Source organism: Frankia nepalensis (assembly GCF_016786325.1).
Lineage (GTDB): Bacteria > Actinomycetota > Actinomycetes > Frankiales > Frankiaceae > Pseudofrankia > Pseudofrankia nepalensis.
Map to the genome: position 1 here is coordinate 1 of NZ_JADWYU010000156.1, position 18,271 is coordinate 18,271.

The 18,271-nt window shown below is 74.7% G+C and carries 15 protein-coding genes; 7 read left to right on the top strand and 8 right to left on the bottom strand.

Annotation, left to right across the window (positions count from 1 at the left end):
• Window positions 1–1,368 precede the first annotated feature (1,368 nt).
• A complete protein-coding gene (locus tag I6A81_RS24495; protein ID WP_238431137.1) occupies window positions 1,369–2,178 on the top strand; it encodes a class I SAM-dependent methyltransferase in 810 nt (269 codons plus the stop codon).
• A gap of 65 nt (window positions 2,179–2,243) precedes the next feature.
• On the opposite strand, the gene purU is transcribed toward I6A81_RS24495, so the two are convergent.
• The 3 genes from purU to I6A81_RS24510 form a co-directional block, all read right to left on the bottom strand.
• Window positions 2,244–3,179 (bottom strand): formyltetrahydrofolate deformylase, encoded by a 936-nt coding sequence (gene purU, locus I6A81_RS24500; protein WP_203008084.1) that lies wholly within the window; start codon window positions 3,177–3,179, stop codon window positions 2,244–2,246.
• Between the two features lie 112 nt (window positions 3,180–3,291).
• Window positions 3,292–4,164, bottom strand: coding sequence for a thioesterase family protein (locus I6A81_RS24505; RefSeq protein WP_307874881.1), 873 nt, complete (start codon window positions 4,162–4,164; stop codon window positions 3,292–3,294).
• A 146-nt stretch (window positions 4,165–4,310) separates the two neighbouring features.
• A complete protein-coding gene (locus I6A81_RS24510; RefSeq protein WP_203005785.1) occupies window positions 4,311–4,661 on the bottom strand; it encodes a DUF1232 domain-containing protein in 351 nt (116 codons plus the stop codon).
• A gap of 168 nt (window positions 4,662–4,829) precedes the next feature.
• On the opposite strand from I6A81_RS24510, the gene I6A81_RS24515 reads away from it, so the two are divergent.
• Window positions 4,830–5,468, top strand: coding sequence for a pyridoxamine 5'-phosphate oxidase family protein (locus I6A81_RS24515; protein WP_203005787.1), 639 nt, complete (start codon window positions 4,830–4,832; stop codon window positions 5,466–5,468).
• Here the strand turns inward: I6A81_RS24515 and I6A81_RS24520 are convergent.
• Entirely contained in the window at window positions 5,423–7,015 is a 1,593-nt protein-coding gene (locus tag I6A81_RS24520) for an acyl-CoA synthetase (protein ID WP_203005789.1), read from the bottom strand. The two genes, I6A81_RS24515 and I6A81_RS24520, sit on opposite strands and share 46 nt — an antisense overlap.
• Before the next feature lie 207 nt (window positions 7,016–7,222).
• On the opposite strand from I6A81_RS24520, the gene I6A81_RS24525 reads away from it, so the two are divergent.
• The 3 genes from I6A81_RS24525 (at window position 7,223) to I6A81_RS24535 (ending at window position 10,657) form a co-directional block, all read left to right on the top strand.
• Complete coding sequence (locus I6A81_RS24525; protein ID WP_203005790.1) at window positions 7,223–7,648, top strand: hypothetical protein; 426 nt, start codon at window positions 7,223–7,225, stop codon at window positions 7,646–7,648.
• Window positions 7,649–7,785: 137 nt separating this feature from the next.
• On the top strand, window positions 7,786–8,445 hold the full coding sequence (locus I6A81_RS24530; protein ID WP_203005791.1) for a copper resistance CopC family protein: 660 nt from the start codon (window positions 7,786–7,788) through the stop codon (window positions 8,443–8,445).
• Window positions 8,435–10,657 (top strand): cytochrome c oxidase assembly protein, encoded by a 2,223-nt coding sequence (locus I6A81_RS24535; RefSeq protein WP_203005792.1) that lies wholly within the window; start codon window positions 8,435–8,437, stop codon window positions 10,655–10,657. The genes I6A81_RS24530 and I6A81_RS24535 overlap by 11 nt, the downstream gene beginning before the upstream one ends.
• Before the next feature lie 84 nt (window positions 10,658–10,741).
• Here I6A81_RS24535 and I6A81_RS24540 read toward each other — a convergent pair whose 3' ends face one another.
• A complete protein-coding gene (locus tag I6A81_RS24540; RefSeq protein ID WP_203005793.1) occupies window positions 10,742–12,313 on the bottom strand; it encodes an MFS transporter in 1,572 nt (523 codons plus the stop codon).
• Window positions 12,314–12,422: 109 nt separating this feature from the next.
• Here I6A81_RS24540 and I6A81_RS24545 point away from each other — a divergent pair, with 109 nt between their 5' ends.
• Window positions 12,423–13,376, top strand: coding sequence for a helix-turn-helix transcriptional regulator (locus I6A81_RS24545; protein ID WP_203005794.1), 954 nt, complete (start codon window positions 12,423–12,425; stop codon window positions 13,374–13,376).
• A 141-nt stretch (window positions 13,377–13,517) separates the two neighbouring features.
• On the opposite strand, the gene I6A81_RS24550 is transcribed toward I6A81_RS24545, so the two are convergent.
• Window positions 13,518–13,934, bottom strand: coding sequence for a winged helix-turn-helix transcriptional regulator (locus tag I6A81_RS24550; RefSeq protein WP_203005803.1), 417 nt, complete (start codon window positions 13,932–13,934; stop codon window positions 13,518–13,520).
• A gap of 235 nt (window positions 13,935–14,169) precedes the next feature.
• Between I6A81_RS24550 and I6A81_RS24555 the strand changes: the two genes are divergently transcribed.
• Window positions 14,170–15,111, top strand: a complete 942-nt coding sequence (locus I6A81_RS24555; RefSeq protein ID WP_203005795.1) for an NADP-dependent oxidoreductase — start codon at window positions 14,170–14,172, stop codon at window positions 15,109–15,111.
• A 63-nt stretch (window positions 15,112–15,174) separates the two neighbouring features.
• On the opposite strand, the gene I6A81_RS24560 is transcribed toward I6A81_RS24555, so the two are convergent.
• Window positions 15,175–16,287, bottom strand: a complete 1,113-nt coding sequence (locus I6A81_RS24560; protein ID WP_203030100.1) for a ketopantoate reductase family protein — start codon at window positions 16,285–16,287, stop codon at window positions 15,175–15,177.
• A gap of 242 nt (window positions 16,288–16,529) precedes the next feature.
• Window positions 16,530–18,101: a carboxylesterase/lipase family protein gene (locus I6A81_RS24565; protein ID WP_203005797.1), complete on the bottom strand. Its 1,572-nt coding sequence runs from the start codon at window positions 18,099–18,101 to the stop codon at window positions 16,530–16,532.
• Between the last annotated feature and the right edge of the window lie 170 nt (window positions 18,102–18,271).

The window sequence follows — 18,271 nt, forward strand, 5'->3', positions numbered from 1 at the left end:
CTATGGCACGCTGTTGAGTTCTCAAGGAGCGGACGCATGAACCGGATCCACACCCTACCAGGCGAATCACCGGCGCGTTCCGGCCTGAGCCGGACTCACACTTCCATCTTACCAGCCGGAACCGGCTGCTGTTTCCCGCTCGCCACCGGCTTTCCCGGCCGCTTGCGTTTGTCGCACTTTACGGAGCTCCCGAGTGGCTGTCAAACCCCGCCGCCGGCCGGATTTTCGTGCCGCTCTTTGCCGTGTCCGAGAATCTACCAGAAGCCCAATCGCGTCGGTCTCGCGACCCGCGTGGTCTTTCCCGGTCTATCTTTCGGTACGACACCCCATGTCGGGTCACTTCGGCTTTCGCCGGCTGACCGCCACTTCCCGGGGCCTGAACCACCGTACCTCACCCCGTTTCGGCGGCTTCATCGGGGCCCGATGTCACGGTGCGCCTGCGATGTCGCCACCCCGGCCGCCGCGGCGTCCGCCGTGGCTTGGTGAGGTGAGTGGCAACGTTACACCCAGGCAAACGCCGTTTGTCGAGGAGGTCATGTGACGCCGCGCACCCGGCGGCGTCCAGCGGCGCGGCCCGCCCTTGGCCCGCTGCCGCCGTCCGCCACCAGACCGGGCGGCGCCCGGTCGGCACCCGGCGCCGCGTCCGCCAAGGTGCCCGGTCTCGGACCCGTGCCGTGGGTCGGCGCCCACGGCGTGTCAGCGGCGGCGTGTCAGCGGCGACGCGGTCCACAGTGCGCGTTGCCGCTGACACGTCGGGCGCCCCACCCGCGGGGACGGGTGGGAGCGGCAGGGTGAACGTCACCGGTCACGGCGCCTACGAAACTTCCCGTGGATCACGCTCCGCGGTCCCGGACCGCCGATCCACGTACGCAATCGGCGATCTTCGGCCCGTCCCACCTCCGCCTACTCGGTAGATCGCCAGATTTGTACGAAGTTCCGGGACAGACCGGGCAGGAATCGCCGAACGGCGCGCACGTCTGACGATCAAGGAAGTCGTTAGGCCCTCCACGGACTAGTGATCACCGGATGCGTGCGCGGATCGGCGGTCGAGCAGCCCCAGCGAGATCCACGGGAAGGACCTCAGGCGACGTCGAGCCGCTGCCCGGGCGGCGCGCCACGCGACAGGCGCGACAGGGTGGCCGCGGCCGGGCACCCCGATCCGACCCAGGCGGACCCGTCGCCCAGGGTCGGCTCCCCCGACCGCGGACCACGCTCGCCGCTCTGCTGGCCGGCGGCGAGCGCAATGGCCGGACAACCGCGCCGGCCAGGCGACCGCCGCGCCGGTCAGACGCGCTTCGCGGATCTGGTAGGAACCCCGGTGCGGACAACGAGGACGACGAGGACGACACAGACAGCGCGGGCGACGAATTGAGCGATCAGGCGACCGGCGCGGTCCCGGCGAACGAGGGCGTGGGGGTTCACGTCCGCACCAACCGGGAGCGCTGGAACGAGATATCCGACGACTACCAGCGCTTCAACGCGCCCCGGATCCGCGGCCAGGCGTTCACGGGCGCCATCGCGTGGGGGCTGTGGGAGCTGCCGGAGTCCGAGCTGAACATTCTCGGGGACGTCGCCGGGCTCGACGTGCTGGAGATGGGCTGCGGTGGCAGCCAGTGGTCGACGGCGCTGGCCCGCCGCGGGGCGAACCCCGTCGGCATCGACCTCTCCGAGCGCCAGCTGCTCCACAGCCGGCGGCTGCAGCGTGAGACCGGGCTGACGTTCCCGCTGGTACAGGGCAGCGCCGAGAGCGTCCCGTTCGCCGACCGGTCGTTTCACATCGTGTTCGCGGACCACGGCGCGTTCTCGTTCGCGGACCCGCGCCGCGCGATTCCGGAGTCGGCCAGGATCCTGCGCCCCGGCGGCCTGCTCGCGTTCAGCCACATCAGCCCGCTCTATGAGATCACCGTCGAGCCGGGCGGCGACCGGGCCGGCCGCAGGCTGGTGCGGGACTACTTCGGCCTGCGGATGTTCACCGACGCGGACGGTCTGGTGAGCGCCAACCTGCCGTACGGGGAGTGGATCGGTCTCTTCCGCTCCTGCGGGCTGACGGTCGAGGACCTGATCGAGACCCGCCCGAAGGCCGACCCGAACCTGACAGGCCGGCAACGTTCGGACAACTCGTGGGCGCGCCGTTGGCCGTCGGAATGCATCTGGCGGCTGCGCAAGACCTCCGGCTGACCAACGGCGCCGGCGCCGAACGGACCAGGCCGGCCAGGCCAGGCGGGTGGGCTGGCCGGCGTCGCTCAGGCGAAGACGATCGTCTTGTTGCCGTGCACGATGACGCGGTCCTGCAGGTGCCAGCCGACGGCGCGGGCGAGCACGGCGCGTTCCACGTGCCGCCCGATCCGGCGCAGGTCCGCCACCGAGTGGCGGTGGTCGACCCGGTGGATGTCCTGCTCGATGATCGGCCCGGCGTCCAGCTCCGCGGTCACGTAGTGCGCCGTCGCGCCGATCAGCTTGACGCCGCGCTGGGCGGCCGCGCTGTAGGGGTCGGCGCCGACGAAGGCCGGCAGGAAGCTGTGATGGATGTTGATGATCCTGTCCGGGAACGCGCCGAGAAACCGTGGCGTGAGGATCTGCATGTAGCGGGCGAGCACCACCAGGTCCACCTGGCCGGTGAGCAGGGCGAGCGCGCGTCGCTCGGCGTCGTCGCGGCTCTCGGGGCCGACCGGGACGTGGTGGAACGGCACGGCCCATTCCGCGACGGTGTCGCGCAGGTCCTGATGGTTGGACACGACCATCCGGACGTCCATCTCGAGCTCGCCGGTCTGGGTGCGCCACAGCAGCTCCCGCAGGGCGTGGTCCGCCTTCGAGACGAAGATGGCGACCCGCCGCCGGACGGCCGGGGTGGTGACCCGCCAGCGCATCGACCGGCCCTCGGCGAGTCCGGCCAGGGCCGCCTCGATCTCGGGCAGCCCGTCGGCGAGGTCCTCGCGGTGGAACTCGATCCGCAGGAAGAACGTCCCGCCGAACGGGTCGGTGGAGTACTGCTGCAGCTCGGTGATGTTCGCGCCGTGGCGGAACAGCAGTCCGGAGATCGCGGCGACGATGCCTGGCCGGTCTGGGCAGGTGACGATGACCCGGCCGACGTCGCGGTAGCGCTCGGCGTGCGCCGCGATCGCGGCTGGTGTCACCAGCGGGCGAGCCCCGCCGGCCGCGCCGTCCGTCCCGCTTCCCATCACGTCTCCATCGTGACCTGGCCGGGCGGCGCGCCCGCGTCTCCCACGCCGGCACGGCGCCGAAGTCCGCCCGCTCGGGGGTGGTCGGTGCCGGCGGCGACCGGCCCGGCGCTCAGCGCCCGGGACGGGGAGCGACGAGCAGGGCCTGGGCACCGACCGCGACCGGCCCGGCCAGGTCGGACAGCACCGAGGTGGCCAGGCCGGCGCCACCCGGGCTGATCGTCGTCGTCGCGTCGACGCAGATCCACTCGCCGACCGGCTCGCGGTGCAGGTGCACCGTGAGCTCCGGGTTGATGAAGTAGGTGGTCAGGAAGTCGGTCTCGCTGGAGATCCCGTTGCCGTTGTCGGCGAGCGCCATGAGGCGCTGCAACGGGCTCATCGGCTCGCCGGCGACCAGCGGGTACAGCACCCGCCCCCACAGCGCGGCCGGCCCGCGCGTGCTCATCCGGCCGCGGCCGGCGGACCGCCACTCGATCGCGCTCGCGAACCCGGGGACGCGCCCGGGCCCGGCCGCGCGCGGCGGGGCGTCCGGCAGCGGCGGGGGCGCCGGGTGGCGCGGCGGCACGGTGGCGCCCTCGGCGCGCCGCACCCGCCAGGCGCTGCCGCGGGCGACGTCGCGGCCGCCGGCGGAGAGCACGGCCTCGACCAGTTCCACGCTGCGCCCCGGCCGGGTCACCTGGGAGCGCAGGCCCAGCTCCCCGACGGGCACCGGCCCGAGCAGCTCGGTGGTGAACCGCGCGACGGTCATCTCGTGGCGCGGCGCGGTCCGTTCGACGGCCCGCGCCAGCAGCGCGCTGGGCGGGCCGCCGTGCTGCGCGCCCGGGTCCCACGGTCCGGCGGTGTGCCTGGTCGCGAGCCAGCGCCCGTCACCAAGCTCGACGTACAGGCTCTCGGCCCCCGGCTCGGGCCCAGGGCTGGTGGGCAGGCCGGAGCTGGCCGCTCCCGCGCCGGGCTGGCCCATCGTCCGCATGCCGCCGTCGACCACGGACCGACCGTAGGCCACTGTCCAGCCACCCGAGCTTCCAGGTGATCCGCGTCACAGGGCCGTCGGCGCCCCGGCGGGCCAGCGCCGCCCGCGCCGCGACGGTGTCCCGTCGAAGGGGATCAGCCCGCGTCCCCCGTCGAAGGGGGTCAGCCCGCGTCGCGGGAACGGTCACGCGCGCGGTTGCGCTCCCGCCAGGCGACGACGTCGGCCGCGGGATCCGCCAGCGCACGGCGGATGGCGACCAGACGGGAGATGTAGACGGCGGCGGCCGCCAGGATGCCCGCGTCGTCGACGAGGCCGAACGGCCCGAGCAGGGCCTCCGGCGCCACGTCGACCGGCGTGAGCAGATAGGCGAGGCTGCTCACCGCGGCGACGATCCCCCGCAGCGGTACGCGGTACTTCACCAGCACGTAGATGCCGGTGCCCACGATGGCGAGCCCGATGACGCCGAGGACGACCAGGACCACGATCGCCAGGGTGCTGAAGCTGATGTCCACGACGACCGCGTCCCTTCGCCTCCCCCGGCGGTCCCGCCGGGGCGATCACCATCCGGTATGCCCAGGTGTGCCCCGGGGCGAAACGACTACCCGTCGCCGTTATGTCCGCGGCGCGACCATCCGGAAAAGGCGGCGACGCGACCGGCGCCGCGGCGGGAGGATCGGGGCATGGGCAAGGTCTATGAACGCATCGACGGGCGGCTGCGGGAGTTCGTCGAGGCGCAGCCGATGTTCTTCGTGGCCACCGCGCCACTCGCGGGCGACGGGCACGTGAACCTGTCCCCCAAGGGGGGAGCGGACACGTTCGCGGTGTTCGACGAGCTTACGGTGGCCTACCTCGACCTGGGTGGCAGCCACGCGGAGACGATCGCGCACCTGCGGGAGAACGGCCGGATCACGCTGATGTGGTGCGCGTTCGCCGGCGCTCCCAAGATCGTGCGGGTGCATGGCCGGGGCGAGGCGGTGTTCCGGGACGACACGCGCTTTCCCGGCCTGCTCGCCCGGTTCGCCAAGCCCTCCCAGCCGAGCGTGCGGGCCGTCATCGTCGTGACGGCCGAGAAGATCAGCGACAGCTGCGGTTACAAGGTGCCGTTCCTGGAGCACGTCGGCGACCGGGCGCTGCACGGCGAGTACTTCGGCCGCAAGAGCGAGGACGAGTTCGCCGCCTACTGCGCGTCGAAGGAGTTCAACGGCGTGAGCATCGACGGCCTGCCGGGGCTGCCGCTGCCGCTGCCGGTCCTGCCGTCACCGGCGCCGGACGGTCAGCCGGCCGTCGGCGCTGTGGCCACGGGGCTGGCCGACCAGTAGCGCTCGCGCAGGACTCCCTTGCGCAGCTTGCCGGTGGGGGTGCGTGGCAGCTCGTCGACGAAGTCGACGCCGCGGGGCGCCTTGTAGTGGGCGATCCGGTCCCGGACGAAGGCGATCAGCTCGTCGGCGACGTCCGGGCCGGGCTCGACCCCGGGTGCCGGCTCGACGACGGCGTGCACCCGCTCGCCCATCTCCGGGTCGGGGATGCCGATGACGGCGACGTCGAGGACCTTCGGGTGCAGGGCGAGCACGTTCTCGATCTCCTGCGGGTAGATGTTCACCCCGCCAGATATGATCATGAACTTGGCGCGGTCGGTGAGGTACAGGTAGCCGTCGGCGTCGAGATGCCCGACGTCACCCACGGTGGTCCAGGTCGGGTGCAGCGGATGCTGGCCGGCGGCGGTCGCCGCCTCGTCGCCGTGGTAGGTGAACGGCACCTTCTCGCGCTCGAAGTAGACGATCCCGTCCTCGCCGGTCGCGAGCTCCGACCCGCGCTCGTCGCACACATGCAGGGTGCCCAGCGCCGACCGGCCGACCGTTCCCGGGCGCGCCAGCCATTCCGCCGGCGAGGCGAACGTGATGCCCGCCCCCTCGGTGGCGGCGTAGTACTCGTGCAGGATCGGCCCCCACCAGGCCATCATCGCCCGCTTCACGTCAGGCGGGCAGGGCGCGGCGGCGTGCACCGCCACCCGGTGGCTCGACAGGTCGAACCGGGCGCGGTCCGCCTCCGGGAGCTTGAGCATCCGGACGAACATCGTCGGGACCCACTGGCTGTGGGTCACGCGGTACCGCTCGATCGCGGCGAGCGCGTCCACCGGGTCGAAGCGCTCCATCACCACCACGGTCCCGCCGAGCGCCTGCACCGCGCCGCCGAACCGCAGCGGCGCCGCGTGGTAGACCGGCGCGGGCGACAGGTAGACCGTGTCCGGGCCCATCCCGTAGAACATCTGCACCAGCGGCGGCAGGACCATCCCCGGCTCGCCCAGCCGGTACTCGGGCAGCGGCGGGCGGATCCCCTTCGGCCGCCCGGTGGTGCCGGACGAGTAGAGCATGTCGGCCCCGGCCCACTCGACCTCCGGACGCGCCGCCGGGACCGCCGCCAGCGCCGCCTCGTAGTCGTCGTGCCCGGTGAGGCCGCCGGCGGCCTCGGGCGCGTCGCCCGCCGACCGGAAGACGAAACGCCGGCGCACCCGGGGCGTGGCGGCGACGATCGAGGCCGCGAGCCCCGCGTGCCGGGTCGAGACGACCAGCGCCGCCGCGCCGCAGTCGTCGACGATGTAGGCGACCTCGTCCGGGGAGAGATGGTGGTTGACGGGCGTCACATACAGCCCGGAGCGCAGCGCCGCCCAGTACACCTCGAAGCAGCGCTGGTCGTTCTCCGCCAGCAGCGCGAGCCCGTCGCCGCGACGCAGCCCGGCCGCGGCGAGCGCGTTCGCGAACCGGGCGGACCGCTCGTCGAGCTCGCGGTAGGTCAGCGCCGTTCCCGACCCGGCCATGACGACGGCGGCCTTGTCTGGCGTGACGGCGGCGTGGGTGGCGGGGTACACGGCGACCTCCCAGCTCGGCCAGCGTGAGCGCCGTCACACTAACAGGCGAAGAGGGCCTGGCGTAGCCGAATGACGCCGGTTTGGACCGGGTTCGGCGTCGTTCGCGAGAGATCCGGCGTCGCTCGCGGAAGGGCGCCAACCCTCAGGTCAGCGGTCCGCCGGGGGCCGGCTTTTGTTCTACGAGGCGTAGAAGCTAGCGTACGGGTCGTGGAGTTTGTCTGGGACCTCATCGTGTTCGTCCACCTGCTCGGGATGGCCGCCGTCGTCGGCGGGTGGTTGATGCAACTGCGCGCGGCGGCGCCTCAGGTACCGGCGGCGGTCGTGTACGGCGCGGCCGTGCAGGTGATCAGTGGACCCGCGCTGGTGGGGCTCGCCTCGTCGGGCGCGGTCGACCACGACGTCAACAACACCAAGATCGGCGTCAAGCTGCTGATCGCGCTGGCCGTCTTCGTCGTCGCCTACCTTGGACGACAGCGCGGCGACGGGGCCGCGGCGGCCCCGGCCATGGCCGGGGCGCCGGTCGCGGACGGGGCCGCGCCGGTCGCGGCCGGGCGGCTGACCGGGCGCACCGCGCTGCACGTGGCGGGCGGTCTGGCCTTCGTCAACGTGCTGATCGCCGTGTTCTGGGGCTAGCCAGGACCCGGCGGGACCGGCGGATATTTTCGGCACGGCATAAAGCGGCATGGCGTAGAAGCGGACGAGCGCGTGGACGTGGGCGGCGCGGCCTGGACCCTGGCCGCCCGCGGGCGCGGCGGCGAGTGGGGGCACCGATGCGGGGACAGGTAGCCGGATGGTGGCCGCGAGCCGCCGGGCGGGCGGCGGCTGGCGCGCTGGTGGGCGCGCTGGCTGTGCTGGCGACGCTCACCGTGGGCGTGGCGCCCGCGTCCGCGCATACCAGCCTGGCCTCGAGCACCCCCGCGGCCGGGTCCACCGTGCCCACCGTGCCCGACCAGGTGGAGCTGGTCTTCACCCAGCGGCTGCTGGGCGTGGGGGTCGTCACCGTGCTCGGCCCGGGCGACGTCACGGTCAGCACGGGCGCGCCGGTCCAGGACGGGGCAAGGGTCACCCAGGCGCTGGCCGCCGAGCGGCCCGCCGGGGCGTACCGGATCGCCTACCGGGTCGTCGCCGCCGACGGCCACACGGTCACCGGCGAGGTCGCCTTCACCGCGACGGCCGGCACCGGGCCGGCCTCCCCCACGCCGACGGCCACCGCGACCACGAGCGCGGCGCCGGTCCCCACCTCGGCGCCGAGCGGGCCGACGACCGGCGCGACCGCCCTGACCAACGAGGGCGGCGGGTCCGACGACGGCGGGTCCTCGACCGGGCTCGTGGTCGGAGTAGCCGTCGGCGCCGTCGGACTGATCGCCATCGCGGGGGCGGCCACGGCGATCGCGGCGAGGCGGCGGCGGGAGCACACCGATGGGACCTGAGCGGGCGCCGGCCATGACCGACTCCCAGCCCGACGCGGCGGCCACGGCGGTGGCCGCCGCGCCAGACGCCGCCCCGCCAGACGTCGCCCCACCGGACGGCTCCCTACCGGACGGCTCCCAGCCAGACGTCGCTCCGGCGGAGACCACGACGGCGAACGCCACCGGCGGGCACGGCGGCCAGGTCCGTCCCGCCCGGGCCAGCGCGCGCGCGGTCGCTGGCGTGGCGGCGGGCGCCGTCGCGACGCTGGTGACGCTGGTCGTCGCGCTCGAGGCCGGCGGCGGCGCCCCACGGAAGCTGCCGCCCGAGCTCGCCGCCGCCGACCCCGGCCTGTTCACCGGCTGGGGCCTGCCCGTCAGCCGGCTGCTGTTCGACGCGGCCGGCGTCGCCACCGTCGGCGGGCTGCTCGCCGCCGCCTTCCTGCTGCCGGCCGCCGGGGGCAAACCCGGCCGGGCCGGGGCCAGGATGCTGCGGCTGGCGTCGGTGGCCGCCTGGGTGTGGTGCCTCGCCGCGCTCGCCCAGTTCGCGTTCACCGTGTCGGACCTGGTGGGGCGGCCGCTGCCGGGCGCGCTGACCACCCGCAACGTCTCCAACGTGCTCGACGTGGTCCCCCAGCCGCGGGCGCTGCTGATCGTCGCCGGGGTGACGTTCGCGATCGCGCTCGGCGCCGGGCTGGCGCGCAAGCTGGACACGTCCGCCTGGCTCGCGGCGCTGGCGCTCGGCGCGCTGCTGCCGGTCGCGATGACCGGGCACGCGCACGGCTCCGGCGGCCATGACCTGGCGACGGTCAGCGGCGGGATCCACGTCGTCGGCGTCGCGGCCTGGGTCGGCGGGCTGGGGGCGCTGCTGGTCGCCGGACGGCGTCTGGCCGGGCCGGAGCTGGTCACCGCCGTGCGCCGCTACAGCGGCCTGGCCGCCCTGTGCCTGCTCGCCGTCGGCGCGAGCGGCCTGGTCAACGCGGCGGTCCGGCTCGGCGAGCCGGCCGCGCTGGTCGACAGCTCGTACGGCGCCCTGGTGATCGCGAAGACGGTCGCGTTCGCCGCGCTCGCCGCCTTCGGCCTGGCCCACCGGCGCGCCACGATCCGCCGGCTCGCCGAGGCCGGCGCGCCAGCCCAGGCCCGCCGGCCGTTCCTGCGGCTCGGCGCGGCCGAGGTCGCGCTGATGGGCGTGGCGGTCGCGCTCGGCGCCGGCCTGTCCCGCACCCCGACGCCCGTCGGCGGTGACGACACCGACCCGGTCGTCGGCATCCTCGGCTTCGAGATGCCGCCGCCGTTCACCGCGTCCCGGCTGGTCACCGAGGCCCGCCCGGACCTGCTGTTCGCCACCCTCGTCGCGCTGGGCGTCGCGTTCTACGTGGCCGGCGTCGTCCGGCTGCGCCGCGCGGGCGCGTCCTGGCCGGTCGGCCGCGCGGTCAGCTGGCTGGCGGGGCTCGCCGTGGTGGCGTTCGCGACGAACAGCGGCCTGGGCCCCTACGGCCGGGTGCTGTTCAGCGCGCACATGATCCAGCACCTGCTGCTGATGATGCTCGCGCCGATCCTGCTGGTGCTCGGCGCGCCGGTCACGCTCGCGCTGCGCGCGCTGCCGACCGGGGTGACCGGCACGACCCGCAGCGCCCGGGCCTGGCTGCTGCGGATCACGGGCAGCCGCTGGATGCGGCTCGTCTCCCACCCGGCGGTCACGTTCGCGCTGTACGCCCTGTCGCTGGTCGTGCTGTACCTGACGCCGCTGTACGGCTGGGTGCTGCGCAACCACCTCGCGCACCTGGCGATGATGGTCCACTTCCTCGCCGTCGGCTACCTGTTCTTCTGGCTGCTCATCGGCGTCGACCCGGGCCCGCGCCGGCCGAGCTATCCGGCCAGGATCGTGCTGCTGTTCCTCTCCTCCGCCGTGCACGCCTTCTTCGGGGTCATCCTGATGATGTCCAACGAGGTCGTCGGCGCGTCCTACTACAACCTGATCGACCGGCCGTGGGGCGGCTCGCTGCTCGACGTGCAGCAGCTCGGCGCCGGCTTCGCGTGGAGCTTCGGCGAGATCCCGTCGGTGGCGGTGCTGGCCGCGCTGTTCTTCCAGTGGGCCCGCACCGACGAGCGGCGCGCCCGCGCCAAGGACGCCCGTCTCGACAGCGGCGAGGACGACGAGTTCGAGGCCTACAACCGGTACCTGGCCGGTCTCGCCAAGACGAACCGCCCGCCCCGGCCACCCGGTTCCTCCTGACCCGGGTAGGTGTCGGGCCCCCGGGTGCGGTCAAGGTGGTGGCCCGGCGCAACGCCCTCGACCTACACCCGGGGGGCCGGCGGCTCAGCCCGTGACGGAGGCCCGCCGGCGGGCGAGGACGAGGGCGGCGCAGGCGGCGGCGAGGGCCGTGGCGGCCAGCGACCAGCCGGTGGCGTACTCGGCGTGGCGGGTGGAATGGCTGTCCGCGGCGACGGTCAGGAAGACGGTGCCGACGGTGGCCACGCCGGTGACCTGCCCCAGCTGCATGACGGTCAGCAGCAGGCCGCTGGCGTCCGGCGCGTCCTCGACCGGGACGTGCGCCAGGGCGACCGTCATGACGATCGGCATCACGCCGAGGCCCAGGCCGATCACGGCGGTGAGCGCCTCGTAGCCGACGCCGCCGCCGGCCAGTGGGCCGATCCACAGGTAGGCGACGGCGGCCAGCGCGAACCCGGCCGGGATGAGGCGGCTGTGCCAGTGGCCCGGCAGCCGCTGCCAGTTGAGGCTGACCAGGCCGAACGCGACGACGCACGGGATGAAGGCGAGCCCCGAGCCGAGGGCGCCCATGCCCAGTTCGCCCTGCAGGTGCAGCGTCGTGGTGAACAGGAACGCCCCCCAGCTGGCCGGCGCGAGGATCAGCACGGCGACGGCGGGCAGCAGCCCCGGGGCGCGCAGCACCCGGGCGGAGATCAGCGGGCGCCCGCCGCGGGCGGCGACGCGCCGCTCCACCGCGGCGAACAGGCCGAACAGCGCCACACCGGCGGCCATCGACGCGGCGCACCACGCGGGCCAGCCCTCGTCATGCCCGAGGATCAGGGGCAGCACGACGAGCAGCACGGCGGGGCTGATCACCAGCACGCCCGGCAGGTCCAGGCCGGCGCCGTGCCGCCCGCCGTCCACCGGCAGGACCCGCCGGCCGACCGCGAGCAGCACCACGCCGACCGGCACGTTCACCAGGAACACCGGCCGCCAGCCGGAGCCGAACAGGTCGGCGCTGACCAGCAGCCCGCCGGCCGCCTGGCCGACGACGATGCCACCGGCGACCACCGTCGTGTACAGGCCGAGCGCCCGGGCACGGGCCGGCCCGGTGAAGGTCCGCTGGATCATGCTCATCACCTGCGGGGTCATCAGCGCGGCGCCGGCGCCCTGGACGAACCGGAAGCCGATCAGCGTGCCGGTGCCCGGCGCGAGGCCGCACGCGGCCGACGCGAGCGTGAACACGGCCAGTCCGGCGAGGAACGTCCGCCGGTGCCCGACGATCCCGCCGAGGCGCGCGCCCGTGATCAGCAGCACCGCGTAGGAGAGCACGTAGCCGGCGACGACCAGTTGCAGCCCGGCGTCGGAGGTGCGCAGGTCCGTCCGCAGCGTCGGCAGCGCCACGTTGACGATGCTGACGTCCAGGATCGCCATGAACTGGCCCAGCAGCAGCACGGCGAGCGCCAGCCGGCCGCCGTGTCCGCGCGCCGCCGCGGTGGCCGCCACGGTGGCCACGGCGGGACTCCTGGGCTCCGGTGGCCGGGAACGAGGTGGGGCCGTGGGTTGCTGAGGTTCGCGGGGGACCACGTGGCGCAGGTCGGCGGGGACGCGCGCCTCGACCGGCTCGCCCCCGGCCGGGTGGGGCGCCTGCCGCCCCGTCGTCTCGGTCGTCTCTGTCATGGCCCTCAGCCTGCGTGGGACCGGATACCAGTAACGAGAGCCTGCGCATACTGGTACTGAGAGCACCACGCAGCGGCGGGCGTCGTCAGGCAGGCTGGAGGGCGTGACCATGGCGCAACCGACGGAGATCGAGCGCCTGCCCGTGCCGCCGCGGCCGGGGCAGGCACGGCCGGCGGCGCGGCAGCCCGGCGAGGCACGGCCCGCGGCGCGGGCGAGCGAGCGCCGGGCGGAGTTGGCGTCGTTCCTGCGCAGCCGGCGCGAGCGCGTCAGCCCCGAGGACGTCGGCATGCCGCCCGGCCCCCGCCGGCGCACCCCCGGGCTTCGCCGAGAGGAGGTCGCGCAGCTTTCCGGGGTCGGCGTCACCTGGTACACCTGGCTCGAGCAGGGCCGGCCGATCAACGCGAGCACCCAGGTGCTCGACGCGGTGGCGCGGACGCTGCGGCTCGACGGCGCCGAGCGCGAGCATCTGTTCCGGCTGGCCGACGTCCCGCGGCCGGCGACGGCGGTCGACGAGTGGCCGACGGTTACTCAGGACCTGCGCGTCATCATGGAAGGCCTCGACCCGCTGCCGGCCTCGCTCGTGACCGCCCGCTCCGACGTGCTCGCCTGGAACGGCCCGTACGCGGCGATGTTCCCGGACATCGTGAACGCCCCGGTCCCGGAGCGGAACTCGATGTGGTTCATGTTCACCGCCCCGCCGGACCGCAACCCGATCGTGAACCTGGACGAGCAGGCCCCCGAGGGCGTGGCCGTCTTCCGGTATCGCTACAGCCAGCACCTGGGCGAACCGGAGTGGCTGGACTTCATCCACCGGCTCTGCGCGGCAAGCCCGCTGTTCGCCCGCCTGTGGGCGACGCAGAACGTCGCGCCGCCGCGCCCCTGCGAGAAGCGCTTCCAGTTCCCGGGCATCGGTCCGCTCACGACGCGCGCCACCCACCTCGACGTCGCCGCGCTGCCCGGCCTGCGCCTGCTCGTCTACACCCCGGTCGACGACACCAGCCGCGACCGCCTCGCCCGGCTGCACGCCCGCGCCACCGCCACGGGCGGCTGCTCCCAGGACTGACCACGTCCCACTGTCGAACGGCGCCTCGAGCGCGGCGGCGTCGAAGCAGGCGGCCTCGGCCAGGCACGGCAGCCCCGTGAACGCCGATGGGCGGCCTCGAGGCGGGACCTGGGTAGCGTCGATCGGGCCGTACCTACCTACCTACCTGGCGGCGGGCTGCTCCGGTCGAGCGTCGTAGACGGCTCTCGCCTGGTAGATCTGTTCGACGTTGCGCTCAGCCCAGCGCTTGATCCCGTAGATCACGGCCTGTAGGTCGCGGCCCAGTTCGGTGAGCGAGTAGTCGACGCGAACGGGCACCTGGGCCGTCACCGTCCGGTCGACCAGGCCATCCCGTTCGAGTGAACGAAGCGTCTGCGTCAGCATCTTCGGGCTGACCCCGGCGATCTCGTCCTGTAGCTGGCCGTACCGGCGCGGACCGGTCGCCAGCGCGCTCAGCACCAGGCACACCCATTTGTCACTGATCGCGTCCAGCACCTGTCGGGACGGGCAGCAGGCGAGGAACGCGTCGTAAGCGATCTTCGCCTCCTGCCGCCGCTGGGCAGCCGTGCGGGTGGTCACTGCCGTCATCGGCCCCTTCTGGCTCGGCTCCGCGCGCCCCGCCTCGACTTTCACCCCAGCGGGTAGCTACGCACCTCTAGGTAACTACTACCCAGAAGGTAGTCGAATTCCTAGCGTGGAGCACGCGCCAGCGCCCGTCCAGCCGCGACAGGCCGCGACAGGCCGGGAACCAAAGCGACACCGCGACACGACGCGGTGGCTGGCCCGACACCCCACCGCGGGAAGGACCCACGTCATGCGCGCGCTGACCGTTTCCGAGTTCGGCCCGGCCGACCTCCTGACCATCACCGACCTCCCCGTTCCCGAGCCGGGGCGGGGCGAGGTGCGCATCCGAGTGCGCGCAGCCGGGGTGAACCCGGTCGACATCTACACCCGTAACGGCATGGCCTATCCGGTCTTTCCGGTCGACCCGCCGTTCGTGCTCGGTTGGGAGGCCGCCGGCGAGATCGACGCCGTCGGGCCCGATGTCGTGACCTGGCGGCCCGGGCAGCGAGTCGTCGCCCTGTCCAACTGGTTCGGTCACACCGGCTCCTTCACCGCCGGCACGCAGGCCGAGTACGTGGTTCTGCCCGCCTCGGCGGTCGCGCCGGCGCCCTCGACCGCCGACCTCGCCGCGGCGGCGACCCTCCCGCTGAACGCTCTGACCGCGCAGCAGGCCCTCGACGCCGCCGGTCTCGACGCCGGCGCCATCGTCGCGGTCACCGGCGCGGCCGGCGCGGTCGGCGGGTTCGCCGTCCAGCTCGCCGCCGCCCGGGGCCTACGCGTCGTCGCCCTCGCCGGCGCGCACGACGCCACGCTGGTCGGCGAGCTCGGCGCGGACGTCGCGGTCGCCCGCTCCGACGACCCGGCGGCGGCGATCCGGCGGGCAGCGCCCGCCGGAGTCGACGCGGTCATCGACGCCGCGCTGCTCGGCGACGCGGTGATCGGCGCCGTCCGGGACGGTGGAACCCTCGTAGTCCTCAGTGGGCTGATCGACCCAGCTCCCGCACGCGGTATCCGGCTGCCCGTCGTCCAGGTACGGGCGGACGGCGAGGAGCTGGCCCGGCTGTCGGCGACGGTCGACAGCGGCGGCCTCGCCCTGCGCCTGCGCGAGGTGATCCCACTGGAGCAGGCGGCGACAGCCCACGCCCTGGTCGAGAAGGGCGGCCTGCGCGGCCGGCTCGTGCTGGCCCTCTGACTCGCGCGCCAGCCAGCCGAGTCCTGTCCTCGGCGAACATCGCGCCGAGGACAGGGAAGGAGATCAGCCGTCTCGCGAGACGGCGGGTCGGCTCAGGGAGCGCCGGATCCGGTCGCGGGTTCGTGGACGCGCCACGCCGTGGACGGCGGTGAGGATGGCCGCGAGCTCGGCCTCGCCGAGGCTGGCCGGGGCGGCGCCGGTGCGAGCCGCCGTCGCGATCCAGCGAGCCAGGGCGGCGTTCACCGGGGCCGCCAGCCCGTGCAGCCGGGCAAGCAGCACGATCTCGCCGTTGAGGTAGTCGGACTCGACCGAGCCGCCGCGGGCCAGGCTCTGCCAGGTGGAGCTACCGGCACGTTCGTGGCCGGGAATCGGGCTGATGGCCCAGCTGCGCAGGTTCAGGCCCGGGGCGGAGCCCGGCTCGACCGCCTGGATGCCGGCCGCGGCGAACACCGCCCGCGCCTCCCTGACGATCTCGGCGGCGGCCAGGTCACGCAGCGGGCTCGGCGCGAACGCCGCGTCCAGGTTGTAGGCGAGGTTGTCCAGCAGCTTGCCGGCCTTGTACCGGGCGATGTCGTCGACGACCGACGTGGTGAAGCCCGACAGGCGCAGGTCGGCGGCCACCTGCTCGGCGACCCGCCTGCCGTGGGCCTGCTCGGTGTCGCCGGCGGGCCGGCCCGCGCGGCCAAGGACGAACCCGCCCACCTGGGGCACGCCGGGCGAGACGACCTCTCCCGGCCGCAGGTGCGACGCGGGGATCACGACGACCGTGTCGATCACGGTGGCGAACCGGCGCAGCGCGCTGCGGGCGCTGTCGATGCCGTTCTGCAGCAGCACGATCGGCAGTGCCTCGGCGGCGGGCGGCGGGGAGGCGGGGTCCGCGCCGACGCCCGGCTCGGCCTTGGCGACCGGCCGCCATGCCCACTGGGCGACCAGCGCCTCGGTGTCCTGGGCCTTGGTGGCGAGCACCAGCACGTCGCCGGCGCGCAGCTCGACCTCCTCGGGGCCCGCGGCCGCCTCGAGGGCGACGCGCCGCTCGCCGTCCGGGCGGATGTAGCGCAGCCCGCCCGCGCGCAGGGCCGCGAGGTTCGCGCCGCGGGCCACCACGACCACGTCGAGGCCCGCCTCGACGAACTGGGCGGCCACCGTCGCGCCCACCGCGCCGACTCCGATGATCACGTACCTCGAACCCGCCGAATCGGCCGAGACCGCCGACCCCGCCGGGCCTTCCTCGCCACCGGCGGCCGCCGGTGGCGGCGTCGACGCCCGCCGCCCGCCCGCCATCCGACCCCAACCCCACCCTTTGCCGCGCATTTCGCCACTTTCGCATCCGCGGGCGCTCAGCCGATGGTGGGGACGGGTAGTGCGACAGAGTCCACCAGGCAGCCGAGAAGCCGCGGACCAGGGTCGACGGGTAATTCTCAGGGCAGAGGCAGGCCCGCCCAGGCCTCGTGGCACCGGCCACCGGGATGGTCGACGACCCTGGGCGTGGCGCCGAACAACAGGGTGGGCTGGCGGTCGGGGTCGTAGCGGGGCCAGGCTGGCAGGCCCTCGGTCGACGGGTCGCCGTCGCGGGCGAAGGCCAGCAGGGCGTCCTGCCACAGCGCGGCGACGTGCCCGTGCGGGCCGGCCGCGTCGGCGCGGCCCCAGGTCAATGGCAGGTCGGCCCCGTGCATGACGCCCCTCGGGTCGTCGGCCGGGACATGGTCGAAGCGCAGGGTCCAGACCGGGCCGCCGGCGGCGTGCGCGGCGTCGGCCAGCCGGATCGCCGGCAGGCCGAACATCGCGTCCGTGAGCAGCGCGGACCGGCCGGCCGCCGGGTCGCCGCGGTCGGCGGCGTAAAGGGCGAGCAACTCGCCCCAGCGCCGCGCGCCCAGCGCCGCCCGCGCTCGCGCCTCCAGCGCTGGCGGGATCACCTCGGGCGCGAGCGCGAGGAAGAGGTTCACCTCGTCCCGGCACCAGGTGACCAGCAACGGCACCTCGCGGCACGACCCGGCCGCTATCGCGGCCATCGGCGCCTCGGGCAGGACGACACCGTCGACGGTGGGCAGGAACGGCTCCGCCCCCGGCTCGGCTCCCGGCGTCGCCCCCGGAACGTCGCCCGGGCCGGTCGTCTCGGCGAGCAGCGCCTCGCCGGCGCGGACCAGCTCCGCCGTCGACGCCTCGGCCGGCCGGCGCCCGAGCAGGTCGACGAACCGGCGGCGCGCGCGCTCGCCGGCCGCCCGGTCGCGCACGTGCTGGACCGCCCCGCTCTGCAGGACCGCGCGATGGAACAGCCCGCGCGCCGCCGGCGCGGCCAGCAGCGCGCCGACGCACATCGCCCCGGCGGACTCCCCGAAGAGGGTCACCCGGCCCGGGTCGCCGCCGAACGCGGCCGCCGCGGACCGCACCCAGCGCAGCACGGCGATCTGGTCGAGCAGGGCCAGGTTGGCGCCGCCCGCCTCGTCGGCCCCGCCCGGGCCGGGCTGGGCGAGCGCGAGGTGGCCGAACGGCCCGAGGCGATAGTTCGCGGTGACGACGACGACGTCGCCGCGGGCGGCCAGCCGCGCGCCGTCGAACGAGCTACCGGCGCCGCTGACGAAGCCCCCGCCATGGATCCACACCAGCACCGGCCGCGGCGGGCCGCCCGGTCCTGGCGACCACACGTTCAGGTAGAGGCAGTCCTCACTCCCGCGCGGCGCCCGGCCGCGCCGCGCCGGCGCCCGCAGGCCCGGCGCGCGCAGTTGCGGGCTGGTCGGTCCGAACACCGAGCAGTCCCGTTCCCCGGCCCACGGCGCGGGCGGCCGCGGCGCCCGGAACCGCAGCGTCCCGACCGGCGCCGCCGCGTACGGCACCCCCCGCCACACCCGCGCGGCCACGAGATCGACACCCCGCGCGTCCCCCCACGGCGTCCGGGCCGCCGCGCCGCCACCCACCGGTCCCGTCCCGTTGCCAGCGCCGGCTCCGTCACGGGCGTCGCCATCGGGCCCGCGCCAGGAAACGGCCTCGCTCATCCGGCGGAACCCTCCCCAGACGAGCCGCGGAAGCGGCTCGGACGCGTCCGGTAAAAATCGGACACCCGGGCGGGGATCGTCCGGGCGTCGATACCGACGACGCTGCGACACCGACGACACCGCGATGCCGACGACACCGCGACACCGACACTGCCGCGCGGCGGCAGAGA